Raw genomic sequence first — 19,332 nt, 5'->3', positions numbered from 1 at the left:
ATTGAAATTTTTACCAATAGCTTTTTTTACATTTTTTTACTTTCAAAGATAACCAGTAAATAACCGCTTTCTAGACTTATAGAAAAATCCTTGCCGATAGTTTCATTTGAAACTCCTAGAGAATCGTCAAAGCTAAGATCATAATTATTTAATTCGTAGAAAAGATTTCTTATGCATATAGACTTAGCTATATTTTCCAAGGCAAAAATTGAAACGTAAAAATTTTCCTCAGAATCTTTAAATTCATAAGTAAATTTATCATCTATAATAAAAATATTCTTATATTTACTCTTAAAACTTACATTTATCCCATCTTTTTTTAGCTTTAGGGCATTTCTAATATTTGAAATAAAATGAGAATCACGTCCACCAAGTCCACCGTAGACGATAATTTCCTTATAACCCTTTTCAACGGCAATCATCAAAGCTGCCATGGTATCTGTATAATCTTTAATGGGATTAAGAGTAATAACATTTTCTCCATCAGGTTTGTTGGATGAATCAAAATCACCAATAACAATATCAAGATCTATCTTAGAAGCTTTGGCATATTGATAACCCTTATCGGCGGCAATGACTAAATCACTCTTATCAATTGTATCAAAAAATCCATCATAATCTCCAGCTGAAATTATATAACATTTATTCATGCAAATCTCCTTATATTCTTACAATTATTTTACCCATTTTTAATAATTTAGAGAAATATAGTAATTAGTGGTAAAATTAAATTAGTAGTGAAAGAAGGAAAAATATTATGAATTTAAATATTAAAGAAAATGAAATATTAAAAACATTGCTTATAGGTTTGGGTGTATTTTTTATCTTTTGGTATATGGGCAATATACTTAAATTTATAAGAGATTTTTTAAAAATTATACAACCTTTCATTGCGGGATTTATGGTTGCTTATATTATCAACATACCGATGAATTTTTTTTATAGACTAATAAGAGAAAATTACAAAGATCCTCAACATGAAAAGACCATTAGATTTTTTTCCTTGGTCCTAAGCTGGATTAGTATTATAATTATAGGAATTTTGCTATTAAATATCCTGATTCCACAAATAATCAATTCTGCTTTTGCCTTAACAAGAAAATGGCCGAGATTTGTCGAAGAAATTTATAGTTTAATGAAAGCTAATTCAATTACAGAAAATTATGCCGATGATTTTTACAATATGGCAAATGGAGTAAATTGGCTAAGCATCAATGGACCTTTGTTTAAAATCATCAAATCAAAGGATGTAAGTTTATTTACCCTAACATCATCTTTTATTAACTCAGTAGGATCTAGTGCAGTTACAGTTTTTACAGTCATTGTCTTTTCGATATTTGTCCTACTTTACAAAGATACGCTTGCTCTTCATGGCAACAAAATTTTGTATGCATTTTTTAAAGAAGATACGGGAGATTATATAAATAGAGTTTTTAGTATTTCCTACCACACTTTTAAGGATTATCTATTTTCTAGGTTAATTGCAGTGGCAATGCTTATAATTCTGACATATATTGGCATGCTAATATTTAGAATACCAAATGCGCCAATGATTTCTATTTTGGTTGGTCTTAGTGATTTGATACCGATTTTTGGACCGATTTTTGGAGCTGGAATTTCTGCAGTTTTAATTTTTATAGAATCACCATTTAAGGCCCTAGTTTTTCTAATTTATGATATAATAATTCAACAAGTACAAGAAAATGTAATTTATCCAGCAATAGCAAATGCTCAAGTAGGTCTTCCAGCAGTTTGGGTATTGGCAAGCGTAACAATTGGAGGTTCATTATTTGGAATAATTGGAATGCTTGTTAGTATTCCAGTTGCATCGGTCTTATACACCCTTGCTCATGAAAAAATTGATGCTAGATTAATCAAAAAAGGATATACTATGGAAGATATTATCAATAAAAAGAAAAAAGATTTTCATAAGGAACCTGCTGATGAAATTGATTAATAGTGAAGTTGGTAAATTTTTGCCGATAAAAACTGATAGAGGAATATATTATGGAGGCTTTCAAAATTCCCTTGCAGATATGGGAGTTTCAAAGTTTTATAGGGATAGATCCTGTGTTGTTACGGCTTTTACCAACGCATATTTATATATGTATGAAAAAAACAAAATATTTAGCTTAGAAGAATACAATGATTTTCACTATGATTTTTATAAAAAACTCACCCCTCACATAAATGGAGTTCCTACAGTCATTTCTTTGGATAGAAGAGTTAACAAAATTAGACTTCAAAGAAATTTGCTTTTAAAAAGTCATATAAAAGAAGAAATGATAAATAAAGCCCCTCTTTGTGAAAAGATTGATTTTATAAACGATGCGTTAGCAAAAGACCTACCAGTAATATTAATAAATTGGATAAGCAACGACATAAAAGTTATGAACCACCATGGAGTTGTAATTACTGAATTAAATGATATGGGCGATTACCATGAACTTGTAATTTCTAGTTGGGGAAGGATTTATAGGATAAATTTTAACGAATTTGACAAGCAATTTAGGACTTACACTGGTCTTATATATTTTGAGAGATAAAATTATGCAAGCGAAATTTATGAAAGTTGAGGTATTTATTCCCTTAGCCAACAAGGAAAAATTAATTGACGCCCTAACAAACTGTGGAATTTTAAAATACGAAAATTACGACAGAGTCTACAGTCAAACAAAAGTTCTCGGTCATTTTATACCTTTGGAAAATGCAAATCCATTTATAGGAGAAAAAAAAGAAGAAAGTCAAGTTGAAGAAGTTAAACTTGAATTTAGAATAAAATCTAAAGATAAAGAAAAAGTCTTTAAAATAATAAAAGAAAACCACCCCTATGAAATTCCTGTCATAAATTTTATAGGTCTATTGTAAGGAGTAAGAAATGGCGATAAAACAAGAAAGACTAAAAAGATCAAATGGAGTTATTATTCCTATATTTTCTATTCCTTCACCCTACGGAATAGGAACATTTGGCAAAGATGCTTACAAGGTAGTTGATTTTATTTCAGCTGCATCAATAAAATATTGGCAAATTTTACCCCTAGGGCAAACTTCCTATGGAGATAGCCCTTATCAGTCTTTCTCATCTTTTGCAGGCAACCCCTATTTTGTAGACTTGGATTTACTAATTGAAGATGGACTCTTGGGAAAAGAAGATTTGGAATCGCTAAATTTTGGCGATCATGAAAGATATGTGGATTATGCCATCCAATATAATTTAAGATATAGAATCTTAGAAAAGGCCTATCAAAATTCAAAAGGAAAATTAGATAAAGAAATAAAAGAATTTAGAAAAAAAGAAGCCTTTTGGATAGAAGATTATGCTCTATTTATGGCAATCAAAAAAGATAAACTTGACATAAGCTGGGTAGAATGGGAACAACCTCTAAGAGATAGGGATCCTAAAGCCCTAGAAGAATTTAGAAAAAAACACAAAGAAGATATTAATTTTTATGTATTTATCCAATATGAATTCTTCAAACAATGGGAAGAACTTAAAGAATACACCAACAGAAGAAATATTGAAATCATAGGAGATTTGCCAATTTATGTGGCCTACGATTCTTCTGATGCATGGGTAAATTCTGAAATATTACAAATTGACCCAAAAGATAAAAAACCACTAATAGTTGGAGGAGCTCCACCAGATGCATATTCTGAAGATGGTCAACTTTGGGGCAATCCTTGCTACGATTGGGATAAGATGAAAAAAAATTCATTTGATTTTTGGATAAAAAGAGTAGAAATGGCTTTTAGAACTTACAATCTTCTTCGTTTAGACCATTTTAGAGGTTTTGAAAAATATTACGCAATTCCAGCAACAGATGAAAATGCAAAATTCGGTAAGTGGGAAGAAGCTTACGGTTATGATCTTTTTGACCTAATAAAAGAAAATTTCCCAGATAACAAATTTATAGCTGAAGATTTAGGCTATATCACCAAAGAAGTCAACGATCTAAAAGATCACTACGCTATGCCAGGGATGAATGTAATTCAATTTGCCTTTGGAGAAAATTTTGATAGTGATTATCTACCACACAACTATAAAAGAAATTCCATAGTTTATTCTTCAACTCACGATTCTTCGACTCTAAAAGGTTGGATTGACGAGATGGATGAGGAAGAGCTAGATTTAATTGAAAGATACTTTGACTTAGACGAAGATGATAATTATTCCTGGAAAATCATTAGAAATTTGATGGCATCAGTTTCTGATGTAGCAATTTTTGAAATCCAAGATTTCTTGGAATTTGATAATACTTCACAAATCAATAGGCCTGGAACTTTAGGCGATAATTGGAAATGGAGAGCAAAAAAAGAAGATTTTACAGAAGAATTGGCATCAAAAATAAAAGAAATGTCAAAATTGTATGGGAGGTACAATGGATAAGAATCAGAAAGATAAATTTGTAGAAGATTATATAGAAAATCTGCAAAGAATAACACTAAAAAGTTTTGATGAAACGAGCGAAAAAGACAAATATGATGCACTTTGCGATACAATCATGCAAAGAATCAACAGAGAATGGAGACTATCAAAATCTAAGTCCAGATATGAAAGATCAGCTTACTATTTCTCAGCTGAATTTTTAATAGGAAGATCTTTAGGCAACAATTTAATAAATCTTGGAATTTATGATGAAGTTAAAGAATTACTTAATTCCATAGGAATTGACTTTGAGGCCATTGAAGACTATGAAGATGATGCAGCACTAGGAAATGGTGGTTTAGGAAGACTTGCCGCTTGCTTTATGGACTCAGCAGCAACTCAAAATATTAATATGTACGGCTATGGAGTTCGCTATAGAGAAGGCCTATTTAAGCAGTCTTTTGAAAATGGTTTCCAAAAAGAAGAAGGGGATAGCTGGCTAAAAGATGGAGATGAGTGGTCAATAAGAGTTGACTCTGATTCAAAAATAGTAAACTTTAGAGATCAACAAGTTAAAGCTGTTCCTTACGATATGCCTGTAGTTGGCTTAGAAAATGGCAAAGTTAATACTCTTCGCCTATGGCAAAGTGAACCTTTTGAAGAATTTCAATTTGATAAATTTAATAATTTTGAATACGATGCAGCAGTTGAAGAAAAAAATAGAGCTGAAGATATAACAAGAGTTCTATATCCAAATGATATTCAAAGAGCTGGAAGATTATTAAGACTAAAACAACAATATTTCTTTGTTTCAGCTTCTATCCAGGACTTAGTAGCAAAATACAAGAGATATTTTTCAGATGATATGCGCTTTGAAAACTTCCACAAATACCATGTAATTCAACTAAACGACACTCACCCTAATATCGCAATAGCAGAATTAATAAGAGTTTTAGTAGATGAAAATGGTCTTAACTTTAATGAAGCCTTAGAAATTTCTAAAAAAGTTTTTGCCTTTACCAACCATACTGTCTTACAAGAAGCTATCGAAAAATGGCCTATTGACATAGTTAGCGAAGTTTCTCCAAGGTGTTTGGAAATTATCTATCAAATCAACAATGCACTAATAAAGGAATTTAAAGAAAAAGGCATGAATGAATCTGACATCAATCCTTATAGAATTGTTATAGATAATCAAGTTCACATGGCAAACTTAGCAATTTACGTTGGATTTTCCATAAATGGAGTAGCAGAGCTTCATACACAAATCCTTAAAGATGACACCTTTAAACACTGGTATAAAATATATCCTTACAAATTTAACAACAAGACAAATGGAATTACACCAAGAAGATGGCTACTATATTCAAATAGGGATCTAGCTAACTTTATAAGCAAAAAACTTGGAAGTGATGATTGGAAATATCATCTTGAAAAATTAAAGGGCTTAGAAAAATATGCTGATGACAAAGAAACTTTAGAAGAGCTTTGGCAAATCAAACAAAAAAATAAAAACAAACTTGCAAAATATATTTTGGATAATGAGGGTATAAAAATCAATCCAAATTCTATATTTGACATACAAGTAAAAAGAATTCACGAATACAAACGCCAACATCTTAACATCCTCCATATAATTTATCTTTACCATAAGCTAAAAGAAAATCCTGATATGGACTTTTATCCAACAACCTTCATCTTTGGTGGTAAAGCTGCTCCTGGATATTTTAGGGCAAAGGCTTTTATAAAACTTGCCAACGAAGTTGCAAGAGTTGTAAACAATGATCCAGATGTAAATGAAAAAATGAAAGTTGTATTTGTAGAAAACTTTAGAGTTTCCTATGGAGAAAAAATCTATCCAGCAGCTGATGTATCAGAGCAAATCTCCACAGCTGGCAAAGAAGCAAGTGGAACTGGTAATATGAAATTTATGCTAAATGGAGCCTTGACACTTGGAACTTATGATGGAGCAAATATAGAAATATTTGAAAAAGCTGGCGAAGAAAATAATTATAGATTTGGAAGAACTGTAGAGGAATTAAATGCGATTGAAAAAACTTATAATCCTTTAAAACTTTACCAAACAGATCCTAATTTAAAAAATGCCATCGATGCACTAGTAAATGGAGAGCTTTGTGATAATAACTCATTTATGTTCTTAGATATATATAATGAACTTATCAACCCACAAGATTCTTCTCGTGCTGATAGATACTATGTTTTAGAAGATTTTGAGTCTTATAGGAAAACCCAAGAAGAAATAAATTACGATTACAGAGATAAGTTAACTTGGTCTAAAAAATGCTTAATCAATATCGCCAACGCTGGATTCTTCTCATCAGATAGAACAATTATTGATTATGCAGATGAAATTTGGAAGATAGATTCTCCTTCTTACAAAGAATATAAATAAAGCTAATGAATAAAGAAGTAATTTTGGGCATATTAATTCCTTTCATCGGAACAACTTTAGGTGCTGCTTGTGTTTTTTTCATGAAAGATGAAATTAACCCAAAAGTTCAAAAAGCCTTGTCAGGTTTTGCAGCAGGAGTTATGGTTGCAGCAAGCATTTGGTCACTTTTGATACCTGCCATGGAAATGGTAGATGAGAAAATGGGCAGAATGTCTTGGATTCCAGCTGCGATTGGATTTTTGATAGGTATATTTTTCCTATTATTTTTAGATAGTGCAATACCTCACCAACACATAGATTCCGATAAACCTGAAGGTTTAAAAAATGAAAGTTTGAGAAGAACTACCATGATGGTTTTAGCTGTAGTAATCCACAACATACCAGAAGGGATGGCAGTTGGAGTTTCCTTTGCGGGAGTTATTTATGGCCATGGCAAGATAACCATGACCCAAGCTTTGGTTTTAGCTATAGGAATTGCCATACAAAATTTCCCAGAAGGAGCTATAATTTCTATGCCATTAAAAACCGTAGGAACTAGCAAAAATAAAGCGTTCTGGGCAGGTGTTGGCTCTGGAGCAGTTGAACCAATAGCTGCGGTTATAACAATTTTGCTATCACAAATAATGATTCCAATATTACCATATTTATTGGCCTTTGCTGCAGGTGCTATGTTTTATGTAGTTGTTGAAGAACTAATCCCAGAAGCAACAGGCGAAGGCGAAAGCCATACCAATGTAGGAACTTTAGGTTCTGCCGCAGGTTTTGTAATAATGATGATCTTAGATGTAATGCTAGGCTAAAATATTTTGCACTCACTTTTTTGTGAGTGCTTTTTTATTATATTTACTATCATTTAGCCTTAAAAAATAGTAATATATTAGTAGAGCATAAAAAGGGGAAACATATGAATTATCTATCAAATTTTATGAATTCAATATCATTAATAAGAGTGACAGATATTATAGATATAGCGATAATATCCTTTGCAGTCTACAAATTATTTTCACTTTTAAGAAATACAAGAGCTGAGCAAGTATTAAATGGACTTATAATTGTATTATTATTTGCATCCTTGGCCGATATTTTAAACCTAAATACAGTTGGCTGGGTAATGAACCAATTTTTGACAGTAGCACTTGTATTTATCATAGTTGTATTTCAACCTGAGCTTAGATCTGCCCTAGAGAGAATAGGAAGAGGTAAGTCAATTCTAACAGGCGAAAGAGCAAAAAGAAGCGAGAAAACCATAAACGAACTTGTAAATGCAGCAAGCTCCCTATCAAGACAAAAAATAGGCGCTTTGGTTGTTTTGCAAAGAGAAGTTGGACTAAATGACATAGTAGAAAGTGGAACAGAGCTTCATGCAGATGTTTCAAGTGAGCTTTTGATAAATATTTTTATTCCAAATACTCCCTTACACGATGGAGCGGTAATAATAAGTGATAATCAAATTATAGCCGCAGCTTGTTATTTGCCATTATCAAATTCTAACACAATCTCAAAAGAATTAGGAACAAGACACAGAGCTGCTGTTGGAATATCTGAAAGATCAGATTCCATAGTATTAGTCGTTTCAGAAGAAACAGGCAATATTTCAGTTATTGAAGCTGGAAGAATTGACAGATACTTTGATAGCGAGTCGCTAAGTCTTAGACTTAAAAAAGATTTAACATTTGAACCGATTAATGATAATAAAGAAGGCGAAAATGATGAAAAATAACGATAATAAACTAAAAATCCTATCAGTAATTGTGGCAATATTTATGTGGACTTTTGTAATAAATTCCACAAATCCAACTGTCAACAAAGTCTTTAGATCAATTCCAGTTGTAATTAAAAACCAAGAAAATTTGGAAAAATCGGGCTATGTAATAGTTGGAGGAGATCAAAGCTTCACAACAACCGTAAAATTAAAAGGTTCAAGAGAAAAAATTATAGGACTAAAAGCAGAAAATATTTACGCATCAGTAGATATTTCTGACCTAAGAGAAGGAATCCAATCTTTGTCTATAAAAGTTGACACTCCATCAGGTGTAAGTGTTGAAAATAGTGATCCAAACCAAATTAACTTAAATATACAAAAGCTAATAACAAAAAAATTGCCAGTAAATCTAACAATAAATGACAACATAAAAGATGGAAGAATTGTCGAAGTAAACGACCTAAAACCTAAAGAAATAACGGTAAAAGGCCCTGCAAGCCTTATAAACAAGGTTGATAGATGCGAAGTGAAAGTCGATGATCTTAATCTCTTAGATGGAAAAGTTCATAATCTTAACTTGCAAGTTGTAGACAGGTCTGGAAATCCTATTGGAGATGTCAAAAAATCAGATGAAGATGTAAATATTTCCTTTAAAGTTTATGAAACCAAGAAAGTAAAAATAAAATTGAATACCTTTGGCGATGTAAATAACTTATATGAGGAAGTTTCAAGAACCGTTAATCCAGAAAGCATTGTAATAAAAGCACCTGAATCAGTGATAAAAGAAACTGAGGAAATATTAACCAAACCTTTAAACATCAATGGCCTAAGATACAATGCTTCAGGGGAAGTTGAACTTGACTTACCAGAATCAGTAGAAATTTATAATGGAGAAAACAAGGTAAACTACAAAATAGAAATGAGAAAAATCCCAATTCCTAAAGAAGATGAAAATGATAAGCAATGATGAAATCTTAACATTACTAGAAGAAAAAGGCTATAAATCCTATCTTGTAGGAGGCTGTCTTAGGGATAGTCTGCTAAATAAAGAAAGTCATGACGTAGACATATCAACCCAAGCCTTGCCAGAAGAAATTCTTGAAGTATTTAAGGATTATAAAACTGTTGATATAGGCAAAAAATTTGGGACTATAAAAGTTATCTACTATGATTTTGAATATGAAATCACCACAATGCGAAAAGAATCTTCTTATAAGGACAAAAGACATCCAGATAAAGTAGATTTTACAAAAGATATATTGGAAGATCTTAAGAGACGAGATTTTACCATAAATGCCATGGCAAAAAGAAAGGGCAAAATTATCGATCCTTTTGATGGCAAAAGCGATCTAAAAACAAAAACAATAAGAGCTGTCGGAGATCCAGTAGCTAGGATAAACGAAGATTTACTAAGATCGCTAAGAGCAGTAAGATTTGCTACAAGCCTTGATTTTCAAATAGAAGAAAATTTAAAAAAAGCCATAAAAAACAAGGCAAGTAGTATCAATGAAATTTCTAAAGAGCGAATAAGAGAAGAAATAAATAAAATTCTTCTTTCTAATAAACCATCAAGGGGCATTAGACTTTTAGATGAGCTGGGACTTTTAGAATTTATCTTTCCAGAAGTTTTTAGAACTAAAGGCTTTAACCAACATTCAACTTTTCACAAAGACGATGTTTACAACCACAGCTTAAATGTTTTGGATAAGACAAAGGCCAATCTAAATATTAGAATGGCAGCTCTTTACCATGATGTAGGCAAAATTGACACATTTTTCTTAGACGAAAATGGTGAAGGGAGATTTTTTGGCCACCAGAAAGTTTCTGAAAATTCCCTAAGAGAAAGGTTAAAGATTCTTAAATACTCCAACAAGTTTATAGAAGATACGACAATTTTAGTAAGGCGTCATATGGATAATACCAATACTTACACCAAAAAATCTGTTAGAAAACTTCTAAGAAATCTAGGAGAAGAAAATTTGCTTAATTTATTTGATTTACAAAAAGCAGATGTTTTAAGCACAACTTTTAGCGATGCTTCCAATATAGATTTGGGATTAAAAATTTTAGAAGAAGTAAAAAACGATGAAATTCCCAAAAATAGAAGTGAAATTGCCATAAATGGCAAAGATCTAATTCTTCTAGGTTACAAAGAAGGAGTAGAGTTAGGAAATAAATTAAAAGAGATAGAAAATTTAATTTATGATGAAAAATTAAAAAATAATAAAGATGATATTATAAAATATATTAAAGAAAATAGGTAAAATATTGATAGATAAATATTTTAGAGTATATTAGAAAAATGAGTAGCTATCAAGCAGGAGGAATAAATGACAGAATTAAAATCTCATGAAAATAATTTAGCAAAATTTGAATTTGAAGTAGCTTATGATGAATTTGAAAAGGCTATAAATAAAGTTTATAACAAAAATAAGAATAGATATAGACTAGATGGATTTAGAAAAGGTCACGTACCAAGAAGAATTTTAGAAAAAATGTACGGCCCAGAAATCTTTTATGATGAAGCAATCCAAATAGTATTTCCAGAGCCTTACCAAAAAGCAGTTGAAGAATTAGGCTTAGAAGTAATTGACCAACCAAATGTAGATCTTGATGATATAGAAAAAGGAAAAGACATTACTTTTAAAGTAGATGTTGAAACTAAACCTCATCCAGTTTTAGGCGATTACGATAAAATGATTATCGAAGAAGTTGACGCAAATGTTACAGATGAAGATATAGATAATCGTCTAAAGAAAGAACAAGAAGAAAATGCTAGAATCGTCCCAGTTGAAGATAGAGAAGCAAAAATGGGAGATACAGTAAATATTGATTTTGATGGTTTCCTTGATGGGGAAAGATTTGAAGGTGGAAAAGCTGAAGATTATGATCTAGAATTAGGATCAAACACTTTCATAAAAGGCTTTGAAGATCAAGTTGTAGGTCACAAAAAAGGCGACAAATTTGATGTTAATGTAACATTCCCTAAAGATTATCAAGCAAAAGAATTCCAAGGCAAAGATGCAAAATTTGAAGTAGAAATCAACTCAATTACAGAAAAAGAACTTCCTGAAATTGACGATGAATTTGCTATGGATATTTCAGAATTTGAAACTCTTGATGAACTTAAAAATGATTTAAGAGAAAAAATAAAAGAAGAAAAAGAAAACAATAGAACAAATATTATGCAAAATCAAGCAGTTGATGCTTTGGTAAAATTAAGTGAAGTTTCCGCACCAGAATCAATGATTAGAAATGAAATTGATATTGAAATGCAAAATCTTGACCAAAGACTTCAACAAATGGGTATTTCTCTAAGCCAATATATTGAAATGACTAAGATGGATATAAACCAAATTAGAAGTCAATATAGAAATTCTGCTATTGCAAAAGTAAAAGCAAACTTAGTTATAGATGAAGTTGCCCTAAAAGAAGGCTTTGATGCAACAGATGAAGAAATTGAAGAAGAAATCAACGAGTCAGCTAAAATGTATGGTGTTGACGATATCGAAAAATTCAAAGAAATCTTTAGAAAGAACGTATCAAACGATACAGTAAAAGAAAATATTAAAAGACGTAAAGCAGTTGAATTTTTAGTAGAAAAAGCAAAAGCTTTGCCTCATGAAGAATATCATAAGGCTGTTGCTGAAAATGACGATCACAAAGAAGAATCTAAAGAAGAAAGCGAAGAAAAGTAGATATCAAACTCCATTATAAATTTAAAGGAGATTTGTATGAATACTAGAAATTATTTAGTTCCAACAGTTGTTGAGCAAACTAATAGGGGCGAAAGAGCCTATGATATATATTCAAGACTTTTAAAAGATAGGATAATTTTCCTATCTGGCGAAGTCAACGATCAAATGAGTGATATAATCATAGCTCAATTGTTATTTTTGGAAAGTGAAGATCCAGATAAGGACATACAATTTTATATAAACTCACCAGGAGGAGTTGTAACAAGTGGACTTGCTATATATGATACTATGAACTATATCAAGCCAGATGTTTCAACGATTTGTATAGGCCAAGCTGCAAGCATGGGCGCTGTACTTTTATCCTCAGGTGCAAAAGGCAAAAGATTTTCTTTGCCAAATTCTAACATAATGATCCATCAACCATCAGGTGGAGCTCAAGGTCAAGCTTCTGATATTGTAATCCAAGCTGAGCAAATCATTAAGATTAAAGATAGATTAAATAAAATTTTGGCAGCTAATACTGGTCAAACTCTTAAAAAAATCGAAAAAGATACAGATAGAGATTTTTCCATGACAGCTAGCGAAGCTTTAGAATATGGCTTGATTGACAAAGTTATAGAAAGTAAGTAGATAATGGCAAATTTAGAATCTGATGATATGAGATGCTCTTTTTGTGGCAAAGATAGCTCACAAGTTGAAAGGCTAATTGCAGGACCAGATGTATACATTTGTAACGAATGTGTCGCCTTATGCCAGCAAATAATTGATTTTGATAGCAAAGAAAATCCCGAAGATGATTTTACAGAAATTGATCTATCTACACCAGTAGAGATAAATGAATTTCTAAATGAATATGTTATAGGTCAAGAAGAAGCCAAAAAAATCTTAGCTGTAGCTGTTTATAACCACTATAAGAGAATAAATTCTAATAAAACTAACGATGATGTTGAGCTTAACAAGTCAAATATTCTTATGCTTGGCCCAACTGGTTCTGGAAAAACACTACTTGCCCAAACACTTGCTAGAAAGCTAAATGTTCCTTTTGCCATTGCAGATGCGACAAGCCTTACAGAAGCAGGTTATGTAGGAGAAGATGTTGAAAATATTATCTTAAAGCTCATACAAGCTGCTGATTATGATATTGACTTGGCTGAGCATGGAATAATTTATGTAGATGAGATCGATAAAATCACTAGAAAAAGTGAAAATCCATCCATAACTCGTGATGTATCTGGTGAGGGAGTTCAACAAGCTTTATTAAAGCTAATTGAAGGAACTGAAGCTAATGTTCCTCCACAAGGAGGCAGAAAACATCCAAGTCAAGAATATATTAGGGTTGACACTACAAATATTTTATTTATCCTAGGTGGAGCTTTTGACGGAATTGAAGATATAATCAACAGAAGACAAGCTCAAAAAACTATAGGATTTGGAGCTGACATAAAACCTTCTGATCATAAGGCAAATCTATCCGATGTCAATACCGAAGATTTACTAAAATATGGTCTAATTCCAGAATTTGTAGGAAGAGTTCCAATTATTGTTACCTTAGATAGTTTGGACGAAAACGCACTAGTTAGAATTCTAAAAGAGCCAAAAAATTCACTTGTTAAACAATACCAAAAGATGCTTGAATTGGATAATGTCAAGCTAACTTTTGAAGATGATGCCCTAAAAGCTATAGCTGATAAGGCTATAAAACAAAAAACTGGTGCTCGTGGACTTAGAACTATACTTGAAGATTTACTATTAGATGTGATGTATGAAATCCCATCCAAAACCGATATAAAAGAAGTTGTAGTAACAAAAGAATCCATTAACGATAAGAGTAAACTAAAATATAAGAAAAGATAAGATAAGGGGATGGTTGCCATTCCCTTTTTTGAAAGAGAAATAATAATGAATGATGTTTATAAAATAAGTAAAAGTGAATATCCTCTTATCCCGCTTAGGGGATTATGGGCCTTTCCTAACACCATCCTAAATTTTGATTGCGCAAGATCTATATCAAAAAAAGCTATAGAAGATGCAAATTTACGAAACACTGATGTTTTTCTTGTAAATCAAAAAAATATTTTTGACGAAAATCCAAATTCAGATAGCCTTTATGATTATGGAATGGTAGTTAGCATTAAGGAATCCTTTAATCTTCCAAATGGCGATATAAGAGTGTATGTAAGTGCAAAAGCAATTGGAAAAATCGAAGAAGTTAGGATAGCCGAAGGTTTTTACAAGGCCAAAGTCAGCCAATATGAATATATCGAAGAAAATGAAGAAATAACAGCAAAAAAAGAAGCTTTGAGAAAATTATTGATAGATGATTTTAAAAAATATGTCGAACTTGATGGCAATATTTACGACGAATCAGTATTTTCCATAGGAGAAGTGTCAAATCTTCATAAACTTGCCGATATAATTATCTATCATTTGGATTTAAAAGCCAATGAATATTACGATTTGCTAAAAGAACTTGATAGTGAAAAAAGATTAACTCTTCTTCACCAAATTCTTTGTAAAGAAATTGACCTAAAAAATCTAAGCATTGAAATTGACCAGGAAGTCCAAGATAATATCAACCAATCCCAAAAAGAATACTATCTTAGAGAGAAAATCGATGTAATAAAAAAAGAACTCAACGAAACAACTGGTGAATTTGAAAGCGAAACAGACGAATTAAGGGCAAAAATTGAAAAGCTAAAAATAGACAAAGACAGCAAGAAATCCCTATTCAAAGATCTTTCAAGACTAGAATCCATACCTGAAATGTCTCCTGATTATGGAGTTATAAGCGCCTATTTAGAATTTGCGGCAAATCTTCCTTGGTCCAAAAAATCAAAAGACTTACTAGACATAAGAAGAGCTGAACAAATCCTAAACGAAGATCATTACGGTCTTGATGAGGTCAAAGAAAGAATTCTAGAATCAATAGCAGTAAGAATCAAAAATAAAAACAACCAAGGATCTGTAATTTGTTTAGTTGGCCCTCCAGGAGTTGGAAAAACTTCGATTGCCAAATCTATAGCTCGTGCCTTAAATAGGAAATTTGTAACCATGAGATTGGGTGGAGTAACTGATGAAAGCGAGATAAGAGGTCACAGGAGAACTTATGTAGGAGCAATGGCTGGAAGAATCCTTACAAATATCAACAGAGCTGGAGTTAATAATCCAGTATTTTTGCTAGATGAGCTTGATAAATTAGGGTCAGATTTTAAGGGAGATCCATCATCAGCCTTATTAGAAGTTCTCGATCCTGAACAAAATGACAAATTCATAGATAGGTATCTTGATATTGCCTTTGATTTATCCGATGTATTTTTCATAACTACAGCCAATGACCCAAACGAAATTCCTGATCCGCTTTACGATAGGCTAGAGATAATAGAGATTTCTGGTTACACCATGAGCGAAAAAGAAAATATTGCTAGAAAATATTTGATAGGCAAAGAATTAGAAAAAAATGGATTAAATGAAAAAGAACTTTCAATTTCTGACAAAGTTATAGAAACAATTATCAAAAATTACACCAGAGAAGCTGGCGTTAGAGAATTGGAACGTCTTATAGATAAAATTTGCAGGCGTGCAGTAAAGGAAATCCTAAAGGGCAAAAAATCTGTCAAAGTCACCATGGCAAATTATGAAAAATATTTAGGCAGAGAAAGATTTTTTGACGACCACATTTCAACCGTTGATAAGGTTGGAGTTGCAAATGGACTTGCTTGGACATCTGTGGGTGGAACTATGCTAACCATTGAGGCAAATGTCATGGATGGCAAGGGAAATGTGGAATTTACAGGATCTCTTGGAGATGTAATGAAAGAATCAGGTCAAGCTGCAATGACTTATATAAGATCAAATGCAAGAGACTTAGGAATTCGTGGCAAATTTTACGAAAATAAAGATATCCACGTTCATGTGCCAGAAGGAGCGACACCAAAAGATGGTCCATCTGCAGGAATAACCATGACAACTGCCATGGTTTCTTCCCTAACAGGCAAAAAAGTTAGAAAAGATATAGCGATGACTGGTGAAGTTACAATAACTGGAGATGTTTTACCAATTGGTGGCCTAAAAGAAAAAGCTCTTGCAGCTTACGCCTATGGGATAAGAGATGTGATAATTCCAGAAAAAAACAAAAAAGACACCTTAGATATACCAAAAGAAATTAGAGATAAGATTAATTTCATAGAAGTTTCCAATGTTTCCCAAGTTTTGGATAGGGCTTTGATATGAAATTTAAGGAAATAAAACTTCAACAAGTGGCAGGTTTTAAATCTCAATGGCCCAAAGATGAGCTTTGTGAGATAGCCTTTGTTGGCAGATCTAATGTTGGCAAATCAACCTTTATAAACACTTTTCTAAATAGAAAAAATCTTGCAAGAACTTCATCAAAGCCTGGCAAAACAAGGACAATTAATTTTTATAATATAGACAATAAATTTAGACTTGTCGATTTGCCTGGTTATGGTTATGCTAAAGTTAGCAAGACCGAAAAAGACAAATGGGATAAGCTAATAAACGAATATTTGCATCTAAGAGAAAATCTCAAAGAAGTATTTCTCTTGGTAGATATCAGACACGAGCCGACAGATCTTGATTTGCAAATGTATGAGTGGATCATAGATTCTGGCTTTACAGGCTTTATCATAGCCACAAAATACGACAAAATTTCAAAGGGAAACTTGCAAAAACACAAAAATCAAATAATGAAAAAGTTAAATATTGAAGATGACGGTCTGATTTTTGTTTATAGCTCTGAAACAGGTCACAACATAGATGTAATAAATGAGCAAGTTGAAGTAATAGTAAATAGTTAGATAAAAAGTGAAATTGTGATTTAGAAAAGGAGAATTAATGAAATATAAGTTAGTAATATTTGATATGGATGGACTAATGTTAGATACAGAAATAATCTATCATAAGTCCTGGGAAAGCCTTGATGACAAATATGATTTAACTTTTGATGATGAATTAAGGTCAAAGATTTCTGGACTAAATGAAAGCACAATAAGAAAAGTGCTAAAAAAATACCTAGGCACTGAAGAAAAAGTCCTAGAATTAAGAAATGATTTAGAGGCATACAGAGATAATTGGCTAAAAACATACGATGAAAGCATAAAAAAAGAAGGCTTAGATGAATTATTGGAATTCCTAAGAGAAAATAATATAAGAGCCTGCATAGCATCATCAAATGACAGAGATAAGATTGAATATCTAATAGATAAAGAAAATATTTCTGATTATTTTGAATTTATAATCTCTGGAGAAGATGTAAAAAATAGTAAGCCAGATCCAGAAATTTTTATCAAAGCAGCCCAAAAAGCAGGAGTTTCCAAAGACCAAGCCTTAATATTAGAAGATTCCTACAATGGTTATCTAGCTTGCCAAAAATCTTTGATGGATTATTATATAATCCACGATTCAAGTTTTGAAAAATCATTTCAAGCAAATAGAGAATTAGAAAATCTAGCTAAAGTAATTGATAAAATAAAATAATTTAAAAACCCACTTTTAGAAATTTTCCTAAAAGTGGGTTTTTTAAATCTTCTAAAGTATTCCTAATAAGGATAAAATTAGTGCTAATACGAAAGTTACAACTATTAGCATGATTGGACTAACGTGTTTTTTCCTTAGGAAATAGAATAATAAGAAAGTATATCCTATTGGCAAAATATTTGGCATAATTTTATCTAGTAAATCAGTTTGAATACTTACTGTATTGCCTGCAGCTGTTTGTATGGTTGCTAGAACATCTATATTGATGTATGAAGCAATTAATGCTCCAATAACTGTCATACCAAGAATTGTTGCAGCTTTTGATATAAGGGCAGATTCTTCTGAAGAAAAATCTAAGGCGTTTATACCAAGCTTATATCCAGCTTTGGTTAGAGGAAATCTCAACAAGTAAACTAAGATATAAATTATGAAAAAGATTATAGGACCTGCTATATTCCCCTCAAGAGCAAGTGAAGCTGTAATACCAGCGACAATTGGCAATAAGGTAAACCATAACAAGGAATCGCCAATGCCTGCAAGTGGTCCAAAGAGTCCAACTCTAAGACCGTTTATTGTTTCTCTATTTTCTCCACTTTCATATAAAGATATAAGCATTCCCATTAGAAATCCAGCCAAAACAGGGTGAGTGTTCATAAACTCAAGGTTATCGTTCATAGCAATAGAAAGACCTTCTTTATCGTCCTTGTATATTTTTTCAAGAGCTGGTAACATTGCAAGTTCCCAACCACCTGCTTGCATTCTTTCGTAGTTGAATGCAGCTTGAAGTAGGGTAGATCTTAAGGCAAGATTTGATATATCTTTGTCTGTTAAAACTTTTTCTTTAACTTTATCATTATATTCCATTACTATAATCCTCCTTTTCATCTGTTAGAAAAACTTCTTTATTTGCATTTGCGTTATTTTTTTCTCTAAAGTAAGTTATCAAGGCAAATGAAGCACCAATTAGTGCTATTGGTAAAAGATTTGGAAATTCTATAAATGTTGCTAGAATAAAACCAATTACTAAATAAGGTAAATATTCTAATTTAAACATTATATTAAGTAGCATTGCAAAACCAACTGCTGGTAAAACCCCTCCAGCAACTTCTAAGCCGTGTGTTAACCATTCTGGCAAAGAATTTACTAAGTTTCTCATTAGATCTTGAGCAAGATAGGTAGATAAAAATACTACCAAAGCATAGGTTATAGCTACTATTATCATCGGTATAATTGCATATTTTCTAAAACTTTGTCCGTCTGCATTATCTGCAGCTTTTTCCAATTTTACATTGAAAAATGAAAATATAGAATAATAAAATAGCAAAATATATTGCATTAGGAAAGAAAATGGCAAGGCAAGACCTATTACTTCATTTTCGTTTTTGCCAGTGGTATAGGCAAGAACTGTTGCCATAATTCCAGCCATAACTGGGTTTGGTGGTTGTGTACCTCCAGCGGGTGTAAGTCCTGCAAATGCAAGCTCTGTAAGTCCTCCAGTTACTAGTCCTATTCTTACATCTCCTAAAATCAACCCTGTTAAGGTAGAAACTATAATAGGTCTAAAGATAAATAATCCCTCAAGCCAGAAGTCAATTCCTACTATAAAAGCCATTAAGGCTAATAAAATTCCTTGTAATAAAGATATTTGATTCATAATAAC

At 31.8% G+C, this 19,332-nt stretch carries 18 protein-coding genes; 15 read left to right on the top strand and 3 right to left on the bottom strand.

The features are described from left to right. Positions 1 to 26 precede the first annotated feature (26 nt). A complete protein-coding gene (locus GAN53_RS06110; protein ID WP_151410029.1) occupies positions 27 to 650 on the bottom strand; it encodes a thiamine diphosphokinase in 624 nt (207 codons plus the stop codon). A gap of 107 nt (positions 651 to 757) precedes the next feature. Here GAN53_RS06110 and GAN53_RS06105 point away from each other — a divergent pair, with 107 nt between their 5' ends. The 15 genes from GAN53_RS06105 (at position 758) to GAN53_RS06035 (ending at position 17,672) form a co-directional block, all read left to right on the top strand. Further along, complete coding sequence (locus GAN53_RS06105) at positions 758 to 1,957, top strand: AI-2E family transporter (RefSeq protein WP_225791835.1); 1,200 nt, start codon at positions 758 to 760, stop codon at positions 1,955 to 1,957. After that, complete coding sequence (locus GAN53_RS06100; RefSeq protein WP_151410025.1) at positions 1,944 to 2,546, top strand: hypothetical protein; 603 nt, start codon at positions 1,944 to 1,946, stop codon at positions 2,544 to 2,546. The genes GAN53_RS06105 and GAN53_RS06100 overlap by 14 nt, the downstream gene beginning before the upstream one ends. A 19-nt stretch (positions 2,547 to 2,565) precedes the next feature. After that, positions 2,566 to 2,868, top strand: a complete 303-nt coding sequence (locus GAN53_RS06095; RefSeq protein ID WP_225791834.1) for a hypothetical protein — start codon at positions 2,566 to 2,568, stop codon at positions 2,866 to 2,868. A gap of 10 nt (positions 2,869 to 2,878) precedes the next feature. Beyond that, positions 2,879 to 4,387, top strand: coding sequence for a 4-alpha-glucanotransferase (malQ, locus tag GAN53_RS06090; protein WP_151410021.1), 1,509 nt, complete (start codon positions 2,879 to 2,881; stop codon positions 4,385 to 4,387). Continuing rightward, positions 4,380 to 6,779 (top strand): glycogen/starch/alpha-glucan phosphorylase, encoded by a 2,400-nt coding sequence (locus tag GAN53_RS06085; RefSeq protein ID WP_151410019.1) that lies wholly within the window; start codon positions 4,380 to 4,382, stop codon positions 6,777 to 6,779. Before malQ ends, GAN53_RS06085 begins: the two co-directional genes overlap by 8 nt. A 5-nt stretch (positions 6,780 to 6,784) precedes the next feature. Further along, positions 6,785 to 7,579 (top strand): ZIP family metal transporter, encoded by a 795-nt coding sequence (locus tag GAN53_RS06080; RefSeq protein ID WP_151410017.1) that lies wholly within the window; start codon positions 6,785 to 6,787, stop codon positions 7,577 to 7,579. A 104-nt stretch (positions 7,580 to 7,683) separates the two neighbouring features. Beyond that, positions 7,684 to 8,499: a diadenylate cyclase CdaA gene (cdaA, locus tag GAN53_RS06075; RefSeq protein ID WP_151410016.1), complete on the top strand. Its 816-nt coding sequence runs from the start codon at positions 7,684 to 7,686 to the stop codon at positions 8,497 to 8,499. Then, positions 8,486 to 9,448, top strand: coding sequence for a YbbR-like domain-containing protein (locus GAN53_RS06070; RefSeq protein ID WP_151410014.1), 963 nt, complete (start codon positions 8,486 to 8,488; stop codon positions 9,446 to 9,448). The genes cdaA and GAN53_RS06070 overlap by 14 nt, the downstream gene beginning before the upstream one ends. Continuing rightward, positions 9,435 to 10,745: a CCA tRNA nucleotidyltransferase gene (locus tag GAN53_RS06065; RefSeq protein WP_225791833.1), complete on the top strand. Its 1,311-nt coding sequence runs from the start codon at positions 9,435 to 9,437 to the stop codon at positions 10,743 to 10,745. Before GAN53_RS06070 ends, GAN53_RS06065 begins: the two co-directional genes overlap by 14 nt. Positions 10,746 to 10,811: 66 nt before the next feature. Continuing rightward, positions 10,812 to 12,179, top strand: coding sequence for a trigger factor (gene tig, locus GAN53_RS06060; RefSeq protein WP_151410012.1), 1,368 nt, complete (start codon positions 10,812 to 10,814; stop codon positions 12,177 to 12,179). A gap of 36 nt (positions 12,180 to 12,215) precedes the next feature. Then, on the top strand, positions 12,216 to 12,809 hold the full coding sequence (gene clpP, locus GAN53_RS06055; protein WP_099321044.1) for an ATP-dependent Clp endopeptidase proteolytic subunit ClpP: 594 nt from the start codon (positions 12,216 to 12,218) through the stop codon (positions 12,807 to 12,809). Between the two features lie 3 nt (positions 12,810 to 12,812). Further along, entirely contained in the window at positions 12,813 to 14,033 is a 1,221-nt protein-coding gene (gene clpX / locus GAN53_RS06050; RefSeq protein ID WP_151410010.1) for an ATP-dependent Clp protease ATP-binding subunit ClpX, read from the top strand. A 45-nt stretch (positions 14,034 to 14,078) separates the two neighbouring features. Then, a complete protein-coding gene (lon, locus tag GAN53_RS06045) occupies positions 14,079 to 16,409 on the top strand; it encodes an endopeptidase La (protein ID WP_151410008.1) in 2,331 nt (776 codons plus the stop codon). After that, positions 16,406 to 16,993, top strand: a complete 588-nt coding sequence (gene yihA, locus GAN53_RS06040) for a ribosome biogenesis GTP-binding protein YihA/YsxC (RefSeq protein ID WP_151410006.1) — start codon at positions 16,406 to 16,408, stop codon at positions 16,991 to 16,993. The genes lon and yihA overlap by 4 nt, the downstream gene beginning before the upstream one ends. A 37-nt stretch (positions 16,994 to 17,030) precedes the next feature. Beyond that, positions 17,031 to 17,672 (top strand): HAD family hydrolase, encoded by a 642-nt coding sequence (locus tag GAN53_RS06035; RefSeq protein WP_151410003.1) that lies wholly within the window; start codon positions 17,031 to 17,033, stop codon positions 17,670 to 17,672. A gap of 51 nt (positions 17,673 to 17,723) precedes the next feature. Here the strand turns inward: GAN53_RS06035 and agaD are convergent, their stop codons facing one another. Then, complete coding sequence (agaD, locus tag GAN53_RS06030) at positions 17,724 to 18,536, bottom strand: PTS galactosamine transporter subunit IID (protein WP_151410001.1); 813 nt, start codon at positions 18,534 to 18,536, stop codon at positions 17,724 to 17,726. Further along, positions 18,526 to 19,326 carry a PTS galactosamine transporter subunit IIC gene (agaC, locus tag GAN53_RS06025; protein ID WP_151409999.1) on the bottom strand — a complete coding sequence of 267 codons (801 nt, stop codon included), beginning with the start codon at positions 19,324 to 19,326 and terminating at the stop codon, positions 18,526 to 18,528. The genes agaD and agaC overlap by 11 nt, the downstream gene beginning before the upstream one ends. Positions 19,327 to 19,332 lie beyond the last annotated feature (6 nt).

Origin of the sequence: Anaerococcus sp. Marseille-P9784 (assembly GCF_902500265.1) — a bacterium.
Taxonomy (GTDB): Bacteria; Bacillota; Clostridia; order Tissierellales; family Peptoniphilaceae; genus Anaerococcus.
This window is presented reverse-complemented; position numbering and strand designations above follow the sequence as displayed.